Raw genomic sequence first — 18,762 nt, 5'->3', positions numbered from 1 at the left:
TAATATAAATAAAGTTCAGACTTCATTATTACATCCGGTAATGAAAAACTCAAATTAACCAATAAAACTATCTACTTCCTACTGATCAACAAACGACTTTTTTGGGGGAGGGAATATCTTGTTTTTTGTATGTAGCTAACGATAATTTGCAGAAAATCGATTTATAAAAGTTAAATCAGTCAGATATCAGATGAGAATTAATTGAACGCGAGGTTGGAAATTGCAAACGCAATGTCGTAGTGTAACAACGTTTGATGAACAAGACGACGGAGGAAGCGAACTAATATACAAAGTTCTCAGTCGCTATGAGGAGGTCTCTGTGGATATCGTCTCCCTAGACAGGGATCAGCAGGATTTTTTTGGTGTACTTGGCGACATCCGCAAAATCTAAACTGATTTTTTTGACTACGTTGAGGTCGTCTTCGAACAGTATACCAGAGTACATCATCTGTCTGAAGAAATCTATCGTAGAGCCGAACGTATCCAAGAGCACGTCAATAAGAATTTTCCTTCACCCTAAACAAACGCTATTGATGCGAATTTATAGACTACACCCCTTCATTGTTCTGTAGTAACACAACACTTCTGAATGATATTTCCATTTTCACATTTAAAAGCGCAATAAATGCGAATTCAATTATTTTCACAAATCTTCTTTGAAGAAAAGTCAAAATACACACATCTTTTTTATAAATAATTCAATTTAAAAAAGAAATTATTCGTATATTAGCAAACCAATATTTTGAGGAGAGAAAATGATTAACGAAAGAATGCAGCAAGAAGGACTTTACAACCCGGAATTTGAACATGATGCATGTGGTGTTGGTTTTGTTGCCCATATCAAGGGGCAAAAATCACATGCTCAGGTGAAAGATGCGCTTACTATGTTGGAAAACATGGAACACCGTGGCGCATGTGGATGCGATCCAGAGAGTGGAGATGGCGCCGGTATTATGATTCAGTTACCACACGAATTTTTGTGGGAAGAATGTATTAAATTAGGCATTCAACTGGAGGAACCTGGTTATTATGGAACGGGAATGGTGTTTCTTCCGAAAGAAACCGAATTGAATCAATTTTGCCGAACGATAATACAGGAAGCGACAGAAGAACGTAATATGAACTTTCTAGGGTTCCGTTCCGTTCCAGTGAACCGTCAAGGCATTGGCCCTACAGCACTAGGAGCTGAACCTGAAATTGTTCAATTTTTCGTTTCCCGACCAGAAGGTGTAGCCAATACAGAGGAATTTGAACGGAAGCTGTATGTATTGAGACGTCTCATCATTCAAAAAATAAAACAAAAACAAAGTTACCCACTACCTTTATATATTGCATCCTTATCATGCAAGACCATTATCTACAAAGGTCAGTTGACAACCTATCAGGTAGGCACCTATTATGAAGATCTTCACGACGCGCGCGTAGTTTCGGCGTTCGGATTGGTTCACTCGCGTTTTTCGACGAATACCTTTCCTTCTTGGTCGCTAGCTCAACCATTCCGCATGATAGCACACAATGGAGAGATTAATACACTTACCGGCAACTTAAACTGGTTTTACGCTGGCGTGCGCTCCCTTTCTTCTCCTTACTTTACAGAAGAGGAAATGGAAATTTTGTTACCCGTAGTCGACAAAGGTCAATCAGATTCAGCTTGTTTAGATAATGTGGTAGAACTCCTATTGCATAGTGGTCGTAGCCTACCTCATGTAATGCTCATGCTTGTGCCAGAAGCTTGGGACGGCAATACGCAAATGGATCCCTTAAAAAGGGCATTCTATGAATACCACGCTACGTTGATGGAGCCTTGGGATGGTCCTGCTGCATTATGTTTTACGGATGGAAAGACTATTGGCGCTACATTGGATCGTAATGGGCTCCGTCCACTGCGCTATGCCATCACTTCTGATGATCGGGTTGTCGTCGCTTCAGAAGCTGGAGCGCTTCCGATAGACGAATCTACCATTATCAAAAAAGGTCGTCAACAACCGGGAAAAATATTTGTTGTGGACATGGAAGCTGGTGTTATCCGTAGCGATGAGGAAGTAAAAGGTGAATTAGTTCGTCAACAACCTTACGGCGAGTGGTTAGACAACTATAAGATCAAGTTGGAGGAGTTGGCTAAACCACGTGTTACCTTCACTTATTTATCAAAAGAATCTGTCTTCAGATACCAACAATCTTTTGGTTACTCGCGAGAAGATCTAGAAACGATCCTTACACCTATGGCTGTTACGGGCTATGAACCGATTGGTTCTATGGGTACAGATGTGCCCTTGGCATTACTCTCTGATCAACCCCAGCACCTATCAAGCTATTTCAAACAATTCTTCGCCCAAGTGACTAACCCACCGATAGATCCCATTCGGGAACGTTTGGTGATGAGTTTGGCTACATTCATAGGCAATGCGGGAAATATATTAATTGAAGATAAAAAGTTCTGTCACTGTGTGACCTTAGAGCACCCAATATTAACATCCAGCGAGCTGGAAAAATTACGGTCGATTGATACCGGCGTATTCCAGGCGAAAACATTACAGGCTTATTTCCGTGCAGATGGCAAACCAGGTTCTTTGGAAGCTGGCATCGAGCGCCTTTGCCGCTATGCTGACGATGCGGTCCGTGATGGGTTCGAAGTGATTATCTTGTCGGATAGAGCGATCGATTCACAGCATGCAGCGATCCCTTCTATACTAGCTGTATCTGCCGTACATCACTATTTGATCAAAACAGGTAACCGCGGAGCTGTTGGTTTGGTCGTAGAAGCCGGAGATGCTTGGGAAGTACACCACTTCGCTTGCCTGTTGGCTTTTGGCGCTACAGCAATCAACCCGTATATGGCGTTGGCAAGTATCCGTACCATGCGTGAGGAAGGACGATTAGACACCGAACTTACCTGGGAGCAATTAAAGAAAAATTACGTTAAGGCAGTCTGCAACGGCCTATTAAAAATATTTTCAAAAATGGGTATTTCTACCCTTCAGTCTTATCACGGCGCACAGATATTTGAAGTGCTGGGTATTGACAAGGAGGTTGTAGACAAATACTTCTGTGGCGCAGTTTCACGCATCGGCGGTTTGAAGCTAGACGATATTGCTAAAGAGGCTTTGGCTAAACATTGGAGAGGGTTTGAAAACAATCGTTCTCCAAAAGGTCTGTTGCCCGAAGGTGGCGTCTACCAGTGGAAAAGACGTGGTGAAGGGCACTTATGGAATCCGCAAACGGTACACTTATTGCAGCAGGCATGCCGTACCGACGATTTCCAGACCTTTAAGAAGTATTCAGCACTCATCAATAATCAGAAAGAGCGCATTTTTACCCTACGTGGGTTGTTGGATTTTGCGAAGCACCGCACCCCAATTTCTATTGATGAAGTAGAACCTACAAGTGAGATCATGAAAAGGTTTGCAACGGGTGCGATGTCTTTCGGATCAATTTCCCATGAAGCACACAGTACCTTGGCTATTGCCATGAACCGTGTAGGCGGAAAGTCCAACACAGGTGAAGGTGGAGAAGATGAGTTACGCTACCAAAAATTAGCTAACGGCGATTCCATGCGTTCGGCTATCAAACAGGTCGCTTCAGGACGATTCGGTGTAACATCGAATTATTTGACGCAGGCGGATGAAATTCAAATAAAAATGGCACAAGGGGCTAAACCGGGTGAAGGAGGTCAATTACCTGGACACAAAGTGGATGAATGGATTGCTAAAGTACGCCACTCCACACCAGGTGTTGGACTTATCTCCCCTCCTCCACATCACGATATTTACTCGATTGAAGATTTAGCGCAATTAATTTTTGACCTCAAAAACGCAAATAGAGATGCACGTATCAACGTGAAATTGGTCTCTAAAGCCGGTGTCGGAACCATTGCAGCAGGTGTTGCGAAAGCCCACGCCGATGTAATTCTAATTGCAGGTTATGACGGAGGTACAGGAGCTTCACCAATCAGTTCGATTAAACACGCTGGCCTTCCGTGGGAATTGGGATTAGCGGAAGCACACCAGACATTGGTGCAGAACAAGCTAAGAAGTCGCGTGATACTACAAGCCGATGGCCAAATGAAAACTGGTCGCGATTTAGTAATCGCCACGTTATTAGGTGCTGAAGAATGGGGTGTAGCCACTGCGGCCTTAGTAGCTGGCGGATGTATTATGATGCGTAAGTGTCACTTAAATACATGCCCAGTTGGTGTAGCAACCCAAGACCCTGAATTACGCAAGCTATTCTCTGGAAAACCTGAAGATATTGTAAACTTATTCCATTTCCTAGCCGAAGAGATGCGGGAGATCATGGCAGAGTTGGGTTTCCGTACCATCAATGAAATGGTAGGACGTGCACAATTCCTCAAAAAACGTGAAGACATCCAACATTGGAAAGCGGATAAAATTGATTTCTCCGGAATCTTACACGTCGCCAGAAATGCGGCAGGCGAAACGCTTTACAACACAGAAGAGCAGGATCATGGAATGAGTATGATTTTGGATTGGGGCTTGGTAAAACAAGCGAGACCAGCCTTGGATAATAAAACACCCGTATTCGGAACATTCCTTGTAAAGAATACAGACCGTACGATCGGAACATTATTATCGAATGAAATATCGAAGCTATACGGTTCGGAGGGACTTCCTGATAATACCATCAACTTCAAATTTGAAGGTTCGGCCGGTCAATCATTCGGCGCTTTCAATACAAAAGGAATTTCATTTGAATTAGAAGGCGAAGCTAACGATTACGTCGGAAAAGGACTATCAGGTGCACAGTTAGCAATCTATCCAGCCAAATCCAGCACACTCGTTCCGCATGAAAACATCATCATAGGTAATGTCGCCCTGTACGGTGCCACTTCAGGACACCTATTTATTAACGGCATGGCTGGCGAACGTTTTGCAGTGCGCAATTCCGGAGCTACAGCTGTTGTAGAAGGAATAGGCGATCACGGATGTGAATACATGACAGGAGGGAAAGCACTAATCCTAGGAGCTACCGGACGTAACTTTGCCGCAGGGATGAGTGGTGGTATTGCTTGGATTTACGACGTCAGTGGCACATTTAGAGAAAACTGTAATCAAGAAATGGTTGATCTAGACCCACTGGAATCTGAAGATGAAACAGCAATTATTGCACTGTTGAAGCGCCATATTTTGTTGACAAATAGCGAAAGAGCATCTTACATCCTCAATAATTGGGCAGCAGAGAAAGTTCGCTTCATCAAGGTATTCCCACGTGAATACAAAAATGTATTGAGAAAAAAATTGGTTGTAGCATAAAATTAGAGGGAAAGTATCATGGGAAAACCAACAGGATTTTTAGAATTTGATAGAGCGCTTCCTCAGAAAGACGCTGTAGAAAGTAGAAAACAGAATTATCAAGAATTTGTACACCTCTTTTCAGAGGATCAATTAAATAGTCAAGCGGCACGTTGTATGGACTGCGGAATTCCATTCTGTCATTCCGGATGTCCGCTAGGGAATGTGATTCCGGAATTTAACGACGCCGTATACGATGGAAAATGGGAAGATGCCTATAATATATTGTCATCAACCAATAATTTTCCGGAATTTACTGGGCGTATCTGCCCGGCACCTTGCGAATCAGCATGCGTACTAGGTATTAACAAATCACCGGTAGCTATCGAAGAAATTGAAAAGCATATTATCGAGATTGCCTATAAAAAGGGATACGTTAAACCCAATAAGAGCTTCTTGAAAACAGGAAAAAAAGTTGCTGTTGTCGGGGGCGGACCTGCAGGTCTGGCTGCAGCCGCACAATTAAACAAGGCGGGTCACGATGTCGTGCTTTATGAGCGCGACGACAAAGTAGGCGGATTATTACGCTATGGTATTCCGGATTTTAAATTGGATAAATCTGTTATCGACCGCCGTGTTGAAATTATGGAAGAATCGGGCATCGAATTCCGCACCAATACTGAAGTAGGAAAAAATGTACCTGCCTCTGAATTGAACCAATATGACGCCGTTGTATTAGCTGGCGGATCCACCATCCCACGTAACCTGAATATTCCGGGCCGTGAGCTTAAAGGTGTGCACTTTGCCATGGAATTCTTAAAGCAACAAAACCAACGAGTGGGAAATTCGCCTATTGATGTGGAAGAGATAACCGCAACGGGTAAGAACGTGCTGGTAATCGGCGGTGGCGACACCGGATCGGATTGTGTCGGAACGTCGAATCGCCATGGAGCCAAATCAGTAACGCAATTTGAGTTAATGCCCCAACCGCCACAAACACGTACCGTTGCAATGCCATGGCCGACCTACCCCATGCTATTGAAGACCACTACTTCACACGAAGAAGGTTGTCAACGATATTGGAGTATTAGTACGAAAGAATTTTTGGGCGATGCCGAAGGCAAATTGCGCGGCGCATTAGTTGTAGACCTCGAATGGGAAACAGATGCACTAGGAAGACCTACATCCTTCAAGGAAGTCGAAGGCTCAGAACGTGAAATTCCGTGCGAATTGGTTACCCTAGCTATGGGTTTCTTACATCCGCAGCATGAGGGTTTACTCCAGCAATTAGGCGTGACCTTGGATGGCAGAGGAAATGTTCAGGCAACAGAAAGTGAATATAAAACAACTGCCGATAAGATATTCGTAGCGGGCGACATGCGTAGAGGTCAGTCCTTAGTGGTATGGGCCATTTCAGAGGGGCGCGAATGCGCACGTAAAGTCGATGAATTCCTGATGGGAAACACCGAGCTAGAAAGCAAAGAAGCAGTGTATAATTATGCGTAACTAATCGATCAATATATTTACCCAAAACCGTCTTTCATCATCTGAAAGGCGGTTTTATTTTTGTTCTTCCCACCACTCTGTTTGAAGCCCATCTATTTCCCGACGATCCCGTTTGGTCGGACGTCCCGCCCCTGGATCCCTTTTCAAGACTGGTGCCTGAAAAACCGATTTAAAGGCATATGTTTCCTCCACAGGTGTTTCATCTGCATAGAACTGAACCGCTGTTTTTGCGTCCACGCGCCGTTCGAGTAGTCCCGTTACACGTATCACCTTTCTTTCCACACCTTTTTGGACGGTATATACCTCTCCTATCTTTACAACATACGATGGTTTAATATTTTGTCCTTTTAACTTCACGCGACCGGCTTTGCAAGCCTCAGTCGCTAGACTTCTGGTCTTAAAGAGGCGGATACACCACAGATATTTATCAATGCGCAATTTTTCGGGTTCAATAGCCATATAACAAACTTAACCAACTTGACGTGCATATACAACACTAAATTAATCTTATTCCATTAAAAATAGCCAATCGCGTAAACGACTTCTCAACAAAAATCAGCATCTTTGTTCTTATTTTTTAAACCGCATTAAATTTAAAATGGAATTACAAAAACTAATTGAAGACGCTTGGGAAGACAGACAGTTATTACAGTATAAGGAATATTTTGAGGCTATTCAGTATGTAATCATGAAGCTGGATACTGGCCATTTACGGGTTGCGGAACCTATTGGTGACCGTTGGCATGTGAATGATTGGATTAAAAAAGCCGTGATTTTATATTTCCCTATTCGTGAAATGAAAGAGATTGACAACAAACCTTTCGTTTACCATGATAAAATGAAGTTGAAAACAAACTATAAGGAATTGGGTGTCCGTGTAGTACCTGGCGCTTCAGCCCGCTATGGTGCATATCTTGCAAAAGGTGTGATCATGATGCCTTCATATGTGAATATTGGTGCGTATGTAGATGAAGGGACGATGGTCGACACATGGGCAACCGTAGGTTCTTGTGCTCAAATAGGCAAAAATGTCCATTTATCAGGGGGTGTGGGAATTGGTGGAGTACTAGAGCCCGTACAGGCAGCACCAGTTGTAATCGAAGATAATGTTTTTGTAGGATCCCGTACCATTGTGGTGGAAGGTATCCGTGTCGAAAGCGAAGCTGTTCTTGGCGCCAATGTTGTATTGACAGCCTCGACTAAAATTATAGACGTATCCGGACCAGAACCTATTGAATACAAAGGCTATGTGCCAGCTCGTTCAGTAGTGATCCCAGGCTCGTATACTAAGAAGTTCCCTGCTGGTGAATATCAGGTTCCATGTGCGTTAATTATCGGAAAACGGAAGGAATCTACGGACAAAAAGACTTCATTAAATGATGCTTTGCGCGAACATAATGTTGCCGTTTAATAACACTCATGATGTCCACTTTTGTAAATAGAGAAGATCTGAATCAAGCGCTCGAAACATTAAAAAACGGCGGATTAATTTTGTACCCGACCGATACCATTTGGGGGATCGGCTGTGACGCGACTAATCCAGAAGCTGTTGAAAAAGTGTTTGCATTAAAAGGTAGGGATAAAAGTAAGAGTATGATCGTCCTGCTACATAGTGACAATCAATTGGCGGGTTATGTGCATGACGTTCCGGAGATCGCGTATGAGTTGATAGAAGCGACAGATAGGCCTCTTACAATAGTGTATGCTAAATCGAAAAATTTACCAGAAAATGTGGTTGGCGACGATGGCTCGATCGGAATCCGTATCGTAGCGCATCCATTTTGTCAGCAATTATTGCAACGGTTTAGAAAACCCATTGTCTCCACATCAGCAAATTTAAGCGGAATACTTTCGGCGACATCCTTCGATGAGATATCCGAAGAAATAAAAGCTGGTGTGGATTATATTGTCAAATTTGGTCAGCAGGATAAAAGCGAAGGAACACCTTCTGTTATCATGCGGCTTGATCCGAGTGGGAAATTCGAATTTTTACGTAAGTAAACAGTTAATGTACATATGAATAAATTAATTGCTCTTTGGTCGCTATGCGCTGTACTGGTATCGGTATCCCATGCGCAACAAAAAATTACTCCGGCCAAGCCGGGAGTGACCTATGGTAAAACAATCGACAAAACAGGTGCTATTTCGGTAAAAACCTTAGAAAACACCTTCAAAAAAGATGCTATTTTTAGCGGAAAGATTCAAGGTGAAGTAGTTGAAGTCTGTACGAAAAAAGGTTGCTTTATGACGTTAAAACGTGAAGGCGACCAAGAACCCATCATGGTTCGCTTTACAGATTACGCTTATTTCGTTCCTGCCGATATCATCGGCAAAACTGTCGTGGTCGAAGGAAAAGCAAAAGTGAAGGAAACGACGGTAGAATGGCAAAAACATTATGCGGAAGATAAGGGACAAAGTGCAGCAGAAATCGCCAAAAAAATGACAAAACCGAAAAAAGATATTTCGGTCGTTGCTGATGGTGTACTTGTTGTGAACTAAAAAGCAAAAAAGGCAAATTATCGTCATCGCGAGAAGACACGAAGCTGTCTTCTTTTATTAAGTCCAGAAGATTGCTTCCTCGCTATGCTCATCGCAATGACGTACAGGTAATAACACGTCACTTTCTTTTATCAAATAGCTGGTTTCATGAACAAGTTCCAAACGCATCCCGCCCAATCAATCAATATAAACGGAAAACTCATGACATTTGAGAAACCCTTACTTATGGGCATACTCAATGTAACTCCGGATTCCTTTTATGATGGAGGAAAACATACCACCATTGACCATGTCATAGCAAAGGCGCTGCAACTGATCACTGAGGGGGTTGACATTATCGATATTGGTGCCTGTTCATCACGACCCGGTGCCGCCTTAATTTCCTCCCAAGAGGAGATGGACAGGGCATTGCCAGTCATCGAAGCGATACGGAGGGAATTTCCGAATATCCTGCTTTCGATTGATACTTTTCGTGCCGATGTAGCTGAGGAGTCTATAAAGTCGGGAGTACATATCATCAATGACATTTCAGGCGGAACAATTGATGAACTGATGTTTTCCACAGTGGCTCGATTGCAGGTTCCTTACATCCTTATGCACATGCGCGGACTTCCGGAGAATATGCAACAGCAGACTGCATACGATGATATCGTAACCGATGTAGCCCTATTTTTAGGCGAACGTATAGCAGCATTACGAACGCTAGGTGTTCGAGATATCATTATAGATCCCGGATTTGGCTTTGCAAAAACGATGGAACAAAATTATGAATTGCTATACCGTGTGAATGAATTACATTATTTCGGATTGCCTATTCTCGGTGGTATATCGAGAAAGTCTATGATCTATAAAAAATTGGGGATCACGCCAAACGAATCTTTAAATGCTACTACTGCGTTAAACACGCTTCTATTGGAAAGAGGGGTCCAAATACTTCGCGTACACGATGTGAAAGAAGCAAAACAGCTTATCGACTTGTTTTATTAAGGATTAAAGAAAAAAGATTAAAGAATCAATACGCGTACTGGCTCTTTGATCCTTAATCTTTAATCCTCGTTCCTTTGTTCTTGTTCCAGCTACCTAACCGTGCTTCCCGATTTTATTGTACTGCTAGCACTTACAAAATCTAATCGACCATCAGCATCTTCGGCCATAAGAATCATTCCTTGCGACATAATCCCTTTTATCTCACGTGGCTCTAGGTTGACTAAAATTGAAACCTGCTTTCCCACGATATCGGCGGGTGTAAAGAATTCAGCTATTCCTGAAACGACAGTTCGTTGATCGATCCCCGTATCTATTTTCAATTTCAGCAATTTCTTCGTTTTCGCAACTTTCTCCGCTTCCAAAATTGTACCTACACGAATATCCAACTTCATAAATTCGTCAAAAGTAACATTCGTCTTCGCTGGAGGGACGACTGAAACTGCTTCCTGTGCGTTGTTTATTTTAGCCTGCGCCAATTTGCTTAATTGGAATTCTACCTCTTCATCCGCTATTTTCTCGAACAAGAGCTGTACTTCACCAAACTGATGTTCCTCATGTAGCAAATCTACCTGTCCCGCTTGATCCCAACTTTGTTGTGGTAGGTTTAGCATTTCAAATAATTTCGTAGCCGTTTTAGGCAAGAATGGTTGTGCCAGCACAGCCAAATTCGCGACGATCTGCGAAGCAACAAAGAGTACTGTCTTTACACGTTCTTCATCATTCTTGATAACTTTCCATGGCTCTTCGTCTGCTAGATATTTATTTCCGAGCCGTGCTGCATTCATAAAATGTGACAAGGCTTCGCGGAACCGATAAGTACCGATAGACTGTTCAATCAAGCCCGGATATTTAGACAACTCTGAGAATACGTTCCTATCCGCATCTGTTAAGGTCGATCCGCGCAATACCTTGCCATCAAAATATTTATGTGACAACACCATCACACGATTTACAAAATTACCTAAGATAGCAACCAGCTCGTTATTAACACGGGCTTGGAAATCCTTCCACGTAAATTCGCTGTCCGAAGTTTCGGGCAGAATCGACGTCAATACATAACGTAGTTCATCCTGTTTATCCGGAAACTCTTCAAGGTATTCATGTAACCATACCGCATGATTGCGGGAAGTAGACAATTTATCTCCTTCAAGATTTAAAAACTCATTTGCCGGCACATTATCAGGCAAAATATAACCGCCATGGGCATGTAATATAGCCGGGAATATAATGCAGTGGAAAACAATGTTGTCTTTACCAATAAAATGAATCAGCGTAGACTCGTCTTCCGGATTTGCTGGCTTCTTCCAATAGTCTTCCCAATTCTTTCCGTTATCGATCGCCCACTGCTTGGTAGCCGAAATGTAACCAATCGGCGCATCGAGCCATACATATAATTTCTTTCCTTCGGCCTCCGTCAACGGTACATCTACTCCCCAATCCAAGTCACGCGTCATGGAACGCGGCTGCAAGCCTGATTTCAACCAAGACTGACATTGTCCGAATACATTGGATTTCAGTTCGCCCTTTTTACCTTCGATAAGCCATTCTTCCAACCAAGGCTGATACTTATCTAACGGAAGGTACCAATGCTTCGTCTCCTTCAAAATAGGGGTATTGCCACTCAAGGTAGATTTAGGATTGATCAAATCTGTGGGACTGAGTGAAGTACCACATTTTTCGCATTGGTCTCCATAGGCCCCCTCATTTTGACAATGTGGACAGGTCCCGACAATGTATCGATCGGCTAAAAACTGATTGAACTCCTGATCGTAATATTGCTCCGAGAATTTCTCAATAAATTCTCCTTTTTCATATAGGTTCAAGAAAAATTCTTGAGAGAGTTCGTGATGAATAGGTTCCGATGTCCGGTGATAAATATCAAACGAAATACCAAAATCTTCGAAGCTATCTTTAATTTGTTTATTGTATTTATCGATAATTTCCTTGGGTGTCACGCCCTCTTTCTTCGCTTTGATCGTAATCGCCGCACCATGCTCATCCGAACCGCACACATACACCACATCTTTATGATTCAATCGCAAGAAGCGAACAAAAATATCCCCTGGCAGGTAAGCGCCGGCCAAGTGTCCAATATGCAAAGGACCATTTGCATAAGGTAAGGCAGAAGTAATCGTATAACGTTTTTTGGATAAAGTACTCAAGATATATCGTATTTTTAATGTTAATACTAAAAAATAAATCGTAAAATTGTTTGCAAAGATAACTCAATTTGAGCTTAATAATATAGACATCAAACAATATTCCACTGGAATAGAGATCTTTTTTAAACACCATAATGCAAAATCAAACATGAAGGCACCTCCATATTTACAACCCGGCGATAAAGTAGCTATCGTATGTCCGGCAAGCTACATAAAAGGAGATATTGACGTTGCTGTAAAAACTTTAGAAAATTGGGGATTAACAGTTCAGGTCGGAGCGTCTGTAACATCACAATTCCATCAATTTGCTGGGGAGGATACGCTACGTACAAAAGATCTTCAACAGGCATTAGATGACCCCACAATAAAGGCAATAATAGCCGGCCGAGGTGGTTATGGTTCGGTGCGCATTATCGATAAACTGGACTTCAGTCGATTTATAGCGCAGCCCAAGTGGCTTGTCGGCTTTAGTGATATTACGGCTATTCATAGCCATATTCAGCGGCAGTTCAACATACCGACTATCCACGGACAGATGGCAAAATCCTTCGTTAATTCAACTTTTGAAGCGCTTGAAACCCTTAAAAATGCGCTCTTCGGACAACATATAGATATTGTCTACTCAAATATCGACTTCCCCAATCGATCCGGAGAAAGCGAAGGTATACTAATCGGCGGAAATTTAGCCATCCTTCAAAGTATTCTTTCGTCGGCGTCCGATGTCAGATACGATGACAAGATTCTGTTTATTGAAGATGTAGGTGAATCACACTACAATATTGACCGTATGCTTTGGACATTGAAAAGAGCGCATAAATTCGATAACATAAAGGGTCTTATAGTAGGGGGCTTTACCTCACTACGCGATAGTGATCCTCCATTCGGACAACGCTTCGAGGAAATTATTATGGACAAGGTCAGCGAATTCCGCTATCCTGTTGCCTTCGGCTTTCCTGCCGGTCATATTGATGACAATAGGGCTTTGGTTTTTGGGAAAAAGGTAAAACTTCACGTTGAAGAGATAAAAGTATCTTTGAAGTATTCTTTTTAAAGGGGCGTAGTTTTTAAAAAGCCAAGGATTTTGTTAATCAATTTTTATGCGCCTCTTTCGCCGGCGCAGGGCGACTTCTTTTCTCTCAAAAGAAGCAAAAGTCATCGCTGTACCCATTTGCCACAGTGGTTAGTGCCTCCTCGTGCTATCGACAAATGGCTAAGGCGATATTTATCGGGTTTGTAAGGATAGTGCATCGTTATATGATTATTATTACACTTCAGCTGAATTGAAAAAGGACGGCCTTAGCGGATTTGAACGTGCAGGTCGCAGATGATGCGATGCGGAAACGTACAACTAGCCCTTAACCAAGCAGATCTCAGCCTTTGAAATGGGATAATGCGCTGGAGGCCTAAGAGTTGCGCGCTGCATCATCGCGTAGCCGAAACGACAAATACGGTGTTAGCCTTGATTTTTGCTAAACTTTTTATCAAGAAAAAGTTTAAGCCATGTCACGGCCCGAGTGACAAACTGACTAAAAGAACCCTTCTTCTAACATCAACAAAACCCCAATTAATATTCTCATAATGATTCGTTATAAACCCAACGAATGTTTCAATCAAAATTATTATATTAATAAAATTAACCACAAAAAACGATAAATAAAAACAATATTTATAAAAATTACATTATTTTATTTTCATTTTAACATTCTCCTTACCTTAGCACCGTAAATTATGATACACATGGAGCTACAACAATTAGGCACAAAAAATCCCTCAATTAACATGACTCAACTGGATTTACGATCGAGTAAGGTAAACTGGAACCTCGACCGAAGTACACTGACGCAACAAACCCTAAGACTTGGTCAAGGAAAATTAAGCGATACGGGGGCATTATGCGTCAGTACCGGAAAATTTACGGGCAGATCTCCGAAAGATAAATTCATTGTAAAGGATTCTTATACAGAACAGGTAATTGATTGGGGAGATATCAATATTCCGATTGAAACGCACGTATTTGACAATCTCTATCTCAAAATGATTGACTTCTTAGCAGAAAAAGAAGTCTGGATAAGAAACTGCTTTGCCGGCGCAGATACTAATTACAGATTGAATGTAACAGTGGTAAATACGACACCATGGGCAAATCTATTTTGTAGCAATCTTTTTATTTCTCCAACAGAAGAGGAAATACACAATTTTCAACCCGGATGGCTAATTCTTCAAATTCCAGAATTCCTCTCAAATCCAAACGTTGACGGCACCAGAAAGGAGAATTTCACGATCATTAACTTTAGTAAAAAAACGATATTGATCGGCGGATCCGCATATACCGGCGAAATCAAAAAAGGCATATTCAGTGTGTTAAACTTCCTTCTCCCCCATCATCACAACATATTACCCATGCATTGTTCGGCTAATGAAGGAAAAACCAAGGACGTCGCCTTGTTTTTTGGTCTCAGCGGTACTGGAAAAACTACGTTGTCTGCCGATTCAAATAGATCACTTATCGGAGATGACGAACACGGCTGGGCCGAAGGCTCCATCTTCAACTTTGAAGGAGGCTGCTACGCTAAATGTATAGATCTCAGTGTTGAGAAAGAGCCTGAAATATTTGCCGCCGTAAAAGAGAATACATTACTCGAAAACACCTCTTTTTTCCCCAACTCTACTACAGTAAATTATACAGACTCAAGTATCACCGAAAACACGCGGGCAGCGTACCCGATCGAGTATATAACAAATGCAAAGAAACCGTCATTAGGTGGGAATCCGAAAAATATATTTTTCTTGACCTGTGATGCATTTGGCATTTTACCGCCGATCTCCAAATTAACAAAAGAGCAAGCTATGTATCATTTTATCTCAGGCTATACCGCTAAAGTAGCCGGTACAGAAATTGGTGTTGTCGAACCACAAACAACGTTTTCCGCCTGCTTTGGGAGGGTCTTTTTACCGCTGCATCCCATTAGATATGCAGAACTTCTAGGTGAAAAGCTTGAAAAGCATCCCGAGGTGAACGTATGGTTAGTTAATACCGGATGGACAGGTGGACCTTATGGCATTGGAAGACGCATTAGCCTTAAATACACACGTGCGATGATAAACGCCGCTATAAATGGAGATCTGGATGAGGTAGCCTATAAGGCACACACCGTTTTTGGTGTACTAAAACCTCAGTCTTGCCCAAATGTACCCAGCGCATACCTTAACCCAAGAAACACCTGGGAAAATACAGAGGCTTATGATCAACGGGCGTTTTCACTTGCTCAATTGTTTGTAAACAATTTTAAACAGTTTGAAGATAGGGCCAGCGAAGCAATTCGATCTGCAGCACCTAAAACTTCATTGTAAAACTAAAAAAAAGAAGGTGACCTTTTTTGGACACCTTCTTATATCGGTTAAAAGATCTTACTATGCCAACTCTCCTGAAAAGGTATCTCCCATTTGGACTCTATTTCAGAAGCTTCTGTTAAGATATTATTAAATACAATGGTTTCTGAATGAACGATCCCTGATCTGATCAACTCTTTAAATTCGGAACGATCTACCAATTGTATCCTATGCTCTGCATCCCGGTAAGCTATTTTTAATCGGTCGAAAAAGCCAATATCAAACGCCTGCTCCAGCGATTTTATAAAATGTACTGATTTATCTATAGAACACCCCGTTACCCCAGCCTGTTCCTCGTCGACTTCAAAAATCAGAAATAAATCATACTTCACATATCCCTTACCTGCCAACGCGCTACCGTGGGCTGTCCAGGAGGATACAAACTGCCCTACCCTTTCCAGAATCTGAACACTTTCTTGTTGCGAAAAAATTCTATCTGCCTGATATATCCAAATCCTCTTCATACTTCTTTTTTGATTAATGCGTATAATACGGCGAAATCATCATGTATACAATTACCCCAGTTACCGCCACATAAAGCCACATAGGGTACGTTATACGCGCTAGTTTTTTATGTCTTTCATAAGCGCCAGCGATCCCTCTTACAAAGGTAAATAAAACGAAAGGAATGATAATAATCGAGAGTAAGATATGTGTTATCAAGATAAAGAAGTACACATACCGAATCATACCTTCTCCGCCATAAGGAGTAGAATCCGAAGTCATGTGATACGCGACGTACATGACAAGAAATAAAGAAGAGCAAATCATACAAAGCTTGATCAATCCTTCATGTAGTTTAAAGTTACCCTTTTTGACAGCCGAAATAGCCCATACTAAAAGTATCGCTGTCAATCCATTAACGGAGGCATAAATAGGAGGCAAAAAAGAAAGGGGCTCCACATCATATCCCAATTTTTTTAAATTCACGCCAAATAGGATGGCCACTGCTACTGGAATTACAATAGATAACGTCCAGATCCATCCCTTATATTTCCGTTCTTCTTCTGTCATTGCCATATTATTTCTTCTCTATTTTTAATGGGTTATTTCTTATTTCCTCCACCATTTGAAGTTTTATTTCATCGGTTAATCTATCCACTTCCGTCTTCAAGTTTATATCATAAAAACCTCTTATCCGACGTTGCGAATCTATCAATAGGTAATTATTACTAAATACAAATCCATTCGTATCCGCTGGAGTTTGCATCGCATCGATCAACATTTCTTCCCTTGCATATTTCAACATATCAATATCGGGAGCGTACACCGCATTCCAGTATTTACCTATCAATCCTTCATAAGGCTGTACGTAAGCTTTTAACTTTTCAGCGTTATCCTCTGGATCTACAGAAATAGACAATAAACGTAAGGAAGAATTATTTTTAAACCTATTCGCAATAGCATAGAGATTGTCCATCATAACCCGGGACAAGGCTGTGTCTTGTGTGTAAAAAAGGTGTACGACCGTGATCAATGTATCAGAGGCTAAAAACCGTAGGGAATCTCCTTCGCTATTAACAAAATCAACTGGAGCTAATTGATGATAAGTGGTGTCAGGAATCTCCCTTCCCATCTTTCTGTTCACCTTTCCAGAAAGGACTTTATCACCATATATCGGCAACTTTACATATTCATTAGAACCCATACGATTCAGTAATAAATATAAAAATCCTGGCACCAATAAAACAATGACCAGGATAATTACTTTTGAAAAGCGCTTTCTTTGAGTAGTATTACTCATTTAATCTACTTATTTGGATACAGTGGATGGCTCTGAAAAGCACCTAATAAAAAGTCGCCTTCAATCAACATCAGTGCAATAAAGTAAATAATAAAAATAAATACAATTGCACAACAAACTATAAAACTAGATTTCTCAAACTTCAAGTGCATGAAGAAAGCAACAATATAAAACGCTTTCACCAAGGTGAGAATAATATAAATTACGTTTACGAAGGTGCCCTTCTGCAAAATTCCCCAATGGTGAACAAAGCCCAATGCAATTAAAAACTCTAATGCTGTTAACGCCAACAAGATAAAGAATACAGACCAGATTCTCTTTTTGTCCATTCCATCTTCGTGCGCATGCGCGTCATGTGTAGCAATATGATCGTGATTAGCCATCTTTTTTTAGTATATTAAGTATTGAGTATAAGTATTGAGTATTCATAAGAGATACTCCATACAACACCTATTTTTTATTTTTAGCTTCTATTTTGACTTTCAAGTTAGATTAGGTAGAAGAACGTAAATACAAATACCCACACCAAATCCACAAAGTGCCAGTACAAACCCACTTTCTCAACCATCAAATACGTACCTCTTCTCTCAAATGTACCCTTGAGTGTCATACTCAAAATAATTATATTCAGAAGGATACCGATAGAGACGTGGAAGCCGTGGAAACCCGTAATGGTGAAAAACAAATTTGAAAATTGCAATGCCGCTGTATATGAGATATCATTCGTAAAGTAAGGCCTCAGTGCGTCAGCAATTGCTACATCACCTTCCAAACCTGTTGCTGGATTACGCCCAAACCAAAATCCCTGATGATGTAAGTGTGTCCATTCAATGGCCTGACATCCTACAAACAGTAAACCTCCCAAAATAGTCCATAACATCCATTTCACCACCTCGTTCTTCGCATTCCGATGTCCTGCTTCTACCGCTAATACCATAGTTACTGACGACATGATTAAGATAAAGGTCATGATACCTACGAATACCAAGGGTTGTCCAGATTCAGCGATACCTGGAATAGATTGGAACACTTTATCCGCATCAATCCATGTAGGCTGTGCAAATTTTTGCGCACCGTAATAAATAAGGAATGCAGAAAATGTAAATGCATCCGATACCAAGAAAAACCACATCATGATTTTTCCATACTCTAAGTTCCAAGGAGACTTGCCACCATTCCACGGCCCGTCTTTTACCTTATCCAATTGTGATACAGTTGTACTCAT

16 protein-coding genes are annotated in these 18,762 nt (G+C 41.5%); 9 read left to right on the top strand and 7 right to left on the bottom strand.

The genetic code is table 11. The features are described 5' to 3' along the window. Positions 1–220 precede the first annotated feature (220 nt). From FAZ19_RS23785 to FAZ19_RS04685, 3 genes are all read left to right on the top strand, one after another. Positions 221–391 (top strand): hypothetical protein, encoded by a 171-nt coding sequence (locus FAZ19_RS23785; RefSeq protein WP_169305566.1) that lies wholly within the window; start codon positions 221–223, stop codon positions 389–391. Between the two features lie 364 nt (positions 392–755). Next, the gene (gene gltB / locus FAZ19_RS04690; RefSeq protein ID WP_136819424.1) at positions 756–5,270 is read left to right on the top strand and encodes a glutamate synthase large subunit; all 4,515 of its coding nucleotides are present in this window, start codon (positions 756–758) and stop codon (positions 5,268–5,270) included. Between the two features lie 18 nt (positions 5,271–5,288). After that, positions 5,289–6,755: a glutamate synthase subunit beta gene (locus tag FAZ19_RS04685; protein ID WP_136819423.1), complete on the top strand. Its 1,467-nt coding sequence runs from the start codon at positions 5,289–5,291 to the stop codon at positions 6,753–6,755. 54 nt (positions 6,756–6,809) lie between these two features. On the opposite strand, the gene FAZ19_RS04680 is transcribed toward FAZ19_RS04685, so the two are convergent. Continuing rightward, positions 6,810–7,214: an RNA-binding S4 domain-containing protein gene (locus tag FAZ19_RS04680; protein WP_136819422.1), complete on the bottom strand. Its 405-nt coding sequence runs from the start codon at positions 7,212–7,214 to the stop codon at positions 6,810–6,812. Between the two features lie 139 nt (positions 7,215–7,353). Between FAZ19_RS04680 and FAZ19_RS04675 the strand changes: the two genes are divergently transcribed. The 4 genes from FAZ19_RS04675 to folP all read left to right on the top strand — a co-directional run bounded on the left by FAZ19_RS04675 (position 7,354) and on the right by folP (position 10,241). Continuing rightward, positions 7,354–8,166 carry a 2,3,4,5-tetrahydropyridine-2,6-dicarboxylate N-succinyltransferase gene (locus tag FAZ19_RS04675; RefSeq protein ID WP_136819420.1) on the top strand — a complete coding sequence of 271 codons (813 nt, stop codon included), beginning with the start codon at positions 7,354–7,356 and terminating at the stop codon, positions 8,164–8,166. A gap of 8 nt (positions 8,167–8,174) precedes the next feature. Further along, positions 8,175–8,756 carry an L-threonylcarbamoyladenylate synthase gene (locus FAZ19_RS04670; protein WP_229707248.1) on the top strand — a complete coding sequence of 194 codons (582 nt, stop codon included), beginning with the start codon at positions 8,175–8,177 and terminating at the stop codon, positions 8,754–8,756. A gap of 15 nt (positions 8,757–8,771) precedes the next feature. Beyond that, complete coding sequence (locus FAZ19_RS04665; RefSeq protein ID WP_136819418.1) at positions 8,772–9,254, top strand: DUF4920 domain-containing protein; 483 nt, start codon at positions 8,772–8,774, stop codon at positions 9,252–9,254. A 147-nt stretch (positions 9,255–9,401) separates the two neighbouring features. Continuing rightward, entirely contained in the window at positions 9,402–10,241 is an 840-nt protein-coding gene (gene folP, locus FAZ19_RS04660; protein WP_136819417.1) for a dihydropteroate synthase, read from the top strand. Positions 10,242–10,330: 89 nt separating this feature from the next. On the opposite strand, the gene metG is transcribed toward folP, so the two are convergent. Continuing rightward, positions 10,331–12,403, bottom strand: a complete 2,073-nt coding sequence (gene metG, locus FAZ19_RS04655; RefSeq protein ID WP_136819415.1) for a methionine--tRNA ligase — start codon at positions 12,401–12,403, stop codon at positions 10,331–10,333. 148 nt (positions 12,404–12,551) lie between these two features. Between metG and FAZ19_RS04650 the strand changes: the two genes are divergently transcribed. Then, positions 12,552–13,454, top strand: a complete 903-nt coding sequence (locus FAZ19_RS04650; protein ID WP_136819414.1) for a S66 peptidase family protein — start codon at positions 12,552–12,554, stop codon at positions 13,452–13,454. 686 nt (positions 13,455–14,140) lie between these two features. Continuing rightward, positions 14,141–15,754: a phosphoenolpyruvate carboxykinase (ATP) gene (gene pckA, locus FAZ19_RS04645; protein WP_136819413.1), complete on the top strand. Its 1,614-nt coding sequence runs from the start codon at positions 14,141–14,143 to the stop codon at positions 15,752–15,754. Positions 15,755–15,801: 47 nt separating this feature from the next. On the opposite strand, the gene FAZ19_RS04640 is transcribed toward pckA, so the two are convergent. From FAZ19_RS04640 to FAZ19_RS04620, 5 genes are all read right to left on the bottom strand, one after another. Continuing rightward, complete coding sequence (locus tag FAZ19_RS04640) at positions 15,802–16,257, bottom strand: ABC transporter ATPase (protein WP_136819412.1); 456 nt, start codon at positions 16,255–16,257, stop codon at positions 15,802–15,804. Positions 16,258–16,270: 13 nt separating this feature from the next. After that, complete coding sequence (locus tag FAZ19_RS04635) at positions 16,271–16,813, bottom strand: DUF420 domain-containing protein (protein ID WP_136819411.1); 543 nt, start codon at positions 16,811–16,813, stop codon at positions 16,271–16,273. A 1-nt stretch (position 16,814) separates the two neighbouring features. Beyond that, positions 16,815–17,537, bottom strand: coding sequence for an SCO family protein (locus FAZ19_RS04630; RefSeq protein ID WP_136819410.1), 723 nt, complete (start codon positions 17,535–17,537; stop codon positions 16,815–16,817). A gap of 5 nt (positions 17,538–17,542) precedes the next feature. Beyond that, the gene (locus tag FAZ19_RS04625; RefSeq protein WP_136819409.1) at positions 17,543–17,920 is read right to left on the bottom strand and encodes a cytochrome C oxidase subunit IV family protein; all 378 of its coding nucleotides are present in this window, start codon (positions 17,918–17,920) and stop codon (positions 17,543–17,545) included. A 104-nt stretch (positions 17,921–18,024) separates the two neighbouring features. Continuing rightward, a complete protein-coding gene (locus FAZ19_RS04620; RefSeq protein ID WP_136819408.1) occupies positions 18,025–18,762 on the bottom strand; it encodes a cytochrome c oxidase subunit 3 in 738 nt (245 codons plus the stop codon).

This window comes from Sphingobacterium alkalisoli (genome assembly GCF_005049105.1).
GTDB lineage: Bacteria > Bacteroidota > Bacteroidia > Sphingobacteriales > Sphingobacteriaceae > Sphingobacterium > Sphingobacterium alkalisoli.
The sequence above is the reverse complement of the archived record's forward strand: the minus strand, read 5'-3'. Positions and strand labels throughout refer to the sequence as shown.

Coding starts and splice junctions, on each gene's coding strand:
- gltB (WP_136819424.1), top strand. CDS start 756: ATGATTAACGAAAGAATGCAGCAAGAAGGACTTTACAACCCGGAATTT.
- FAZ19_RS04685 (WP_136819423.1), top strand. CDS start 5,289: ATGGGAAAACCAACAGGATTTTTAGAATTTGATAGAGCGCTTCCTCAG.
- FAZ19_RS04680 (WP_136819422.1), bottom strand. CDS start 7,214: ATGGCTATTGAACCCGAAAAATTGCGCATTGATAAATATCTGTGGTGT.
- FAZ19_RS04675 (WP_136819420.1), top strand. CDS start 7,354: ATGGAATTACAAAAACTAATTGAAGACGCTTGGGAAGACAGACAGTTA.
- FAZ19_RS04670 (WP_229707248.1), top strand. CDS start 8,175: ATGATGTCCACTTTTGTAAATAGAGAAGATCTGAATCAAGCGCTCGAA.
- FAZ19_RS04665 (WP_136819418.1), top strand. CDS start 8,772: ATGAATAAATTAATTGCTCTTTGGTCGCTATGCGCTGTACTGGTATCG.
- folP (WP_136819417.1), top strand. CDS start 9,402: ATGAACAAGTTCCAAACGCATCCCGCCCAATCAATCAATATAAACGGA.
- FAZ19_RS04650 (WP_136819414.1), top strand. CDS start 12,552: ATGAAGGCACCTCCATATTTACAACCCGGCGATAAAGTAGCTATCGTA.
- pckA (WP_136819413.1), top strand. CDS start 14,141: ATGGAGCTACAACAATTAGGCACAAAAAATCCCTCAATTAACATGACT.
- FAZ19_RS04640 (WP_136819412.1), bottom strand. CDS start 16,257: ATGAAGAGGATTTGGATATATCAGGCAGATAGAATTTTTTCGCAACAA.
- FAZ19_RS04635 (WP_136819411.1), bottom strand. CDS start 16,813: ATGGCAATGACAGAAGAAGAACGGAAATATAAGGGATGGATCTGGACG.
- FAZ19_RS04630 (WP_136819410.1), bottom strand. CDS start 17,537: ATGAGTAATACTACTCAAAGAAAGCGCTTTTCAAAAGTAATTATCCTG.
- FAZ19_RS04625 (WP_136819409.1), bottom strand. CDS start 17,920: ATGGCTAATCACGATCATATTGCTACACATGACGCGCATGCGCACGAA.
- FAZ19_RS04620 (WP_136819408.1), bottom strand. CDS start 18,762: ATGAGTACAACTGTATCACAATTGGATAAGGTAAAAGACGGGCCGTGG.